Here is a 1,917-nt window from a genome sequence, read left to right as displayed (position 1 = left end):
GTGGGGCAACAGTAATCGGCACGCTGGTTACACTTCTTGGTGCGCCGCCAAGTGCTGGCGGCGCAAACTGGTCAGGTTCCGGCGTTCCAAGCGGTGGCTCCCCACAGCCAGGCGGATTCCCTTCCGGCGGTTACGGAAACGATGGGGCAGCTGCCTTCAATGGTGGTGTGGGCTCTGGAGGGGCTGGCGCATCCACTCCATTTGGTGGGGGGGGAGGCGCGGGACGTTCGGGCACAGCGGGCGCGGGTGGCTTCCCAGCTTCAGGTTTTGGCAGCGGCGGCGGTGGCGGTGGCGGTGGATACGGCACTGGCGGTCAAGGTGCAAACGGTGGCCCAGGTGGGCCAGGTGCACCGGGCGTAGCGTTCTTGGAGTGGTGATTTAGATGGCAAATTATGCAGTGTTGAACGTTGCTACCAGGATTGTTGAAAACCTCATCATTTGGGACGGATCGGAGGAATCCGGATGGTCTCCATCGGAGGGCTCAATCGCAATTGCGTACTCCGACGAAAATCCGGCAGGGATTGGATACTCCTACCTTGAAGGAAAATTCGTTCCACCGGCCCAGCCTGAGCCGCCAGCCCCGACCCCGGCCGAGATCCTCGAACGCAACACAGGGATGAGAGACTCACTTTTAGCTCGAGCTACTTTGGCAATTGCGCCTTTGCAGGATGCAGTGGATCTGGATGACGCTACTACCGCAGAAGTGGCGCTGCTCAAGAAGTGGAAGCAGTACCGGGTAGCGGTGAATCGCTTTGATCTCACGACCGAGAACTTGAGCTGGCCCGACCAGCCGCAGTAATACCCACCCGCTTAAAGCGACTTTTTTTGCCTGGAGAAAATTGATGACCGGTATGGTTTTGGATAGGTGCGCAGTCTAGGAAGATTATGCGTCGGGCTGGCGCTTCCGCCTCGGGGCATGCTGCTGCCTCGGCGAGCTCTCATCCACATTCAAAAAATGTAACTGTCGTGCCCAGCGGGCTGCTTCATCGACAGCATCGAAGAAATACTCTTTACCGTCGGGGGCCGTGACCATGTAGACGACTTCAATTCTAAGGACTTTGAAGTGCGCAGGCCTCTCGTCTCCTGTGATCCTTTGAAAGTGAAGCGACATATCGATCTCCGATTGGAGCGTCAGAGTAACCGGCTCTGCGTATTCCGGAAATCCCTCAAACGAATTGATTAAATTTTTCTGCCCGCGCGCTGCGGGCTTTTTTTCGCCTGGAGAAAATGTGATGACCGTGACTGAGAAAGATCGCGATGTGTTGGCGCGCACGCTGTGGGAGTTGGCATGAGAGAAATTCCACTGCCGGCCGGCGTCAGCGTTGATGGACTTGTATGGAGGCTGTGTCACGCCACCAGCGATTATGAGGTCAGCGAGTACGGGCATGTCCGCCGCAGGACTCCCGGACGCAAAACATATCCCGGCAAGATCCTTTCATTTTGCTGGCACCGCGCCGGCTACCCCCGCTTCAAGCTCACGATCAACGGCAAGCACGAGTACTTCGAAGCTCACAGGCTCGTGGCGTTTGCGTTTGTGGGTGAGCCCCGCTGGCCTGGCGCAGAGGTTGCCCATGGCGATGGCAACCCGGCCAATAACCATCACACAAACCTTTCTTGGAAAACACATCAAGAAAACGAGCAGGACAAGCAGGCTCACGGAACCACACCTGCTGGCGAAAGAAACGGCGCCGCAAAACTTACCGAGGATCGCGTGCGTGACATCCGGTCAAGGCGTTCGGACGGGCTCACTCTGGCGGCCATTGGTGATGAGTTCGGCATCGCTTTTCAGACCGTCTCAAAAATCGTAAACGGAAAGTCGTGGAGGCACTGCGCATGATCGTGACTGAGAAGGATAGAGATGTTCTGGCCCGGACACTGTTCGGCGAGGCCCGCGGGGAGGGGCTCGCCGGGATGGTG

2 protein-coding genes and 1 pseudogene are annotated in these 1,917 nt (G+C 57.7%); all 3 read left to right on the top strand.

All coding sequences use genetic code 11. The annotated features are described in order from the left end of the window. Positions 1-382: 382 nt before the first annotated feature. A complete protein-coding gene (locus tag QMX88_RS29235) occupies positions 383-799 on the top strand; it encodes a tail fiber assembly protein (protein ID WP_282373728.1) in 417 nt (138 codons plus the stop codon). Between the two features lie 489 nt (positions 800-1,288). Next, positions 1,289-1,837: an HNH endonuclease gene (locus QMX88_RS29230; protein ID WP_282373727.1), complete on the top strand. Its 549-nt coding sequence runs from the start codon at positions 1,289-1,291 to the stop codon at positions 1,835-1,837. Then, positions 1,834-1,917: pseudogene (locus QMX88_RS29225) on the top strand (cell wall hydrolase); the annotation flags it as partial. The gene QMX88_RS29230 and the pseudogene QMX88_RS29225, both read left to right, overlap by 4 nt.

The sequence above is a fragment of the Pseudomonas sp. PS02290 genome (assembly GCF_029960075.1).
Taxonomy (GTDB): Bacteria; Pseudomonadota; Gammaproteobacteria; order Pseudomonadales; family Pseudomonadaceae; genus Aquipseudomonas.
The sequence above is the reverse complement of the archived record's forward strand: the minus strand, read 5'-3'. Positions and strand labels throughout refer to the sequence as shown.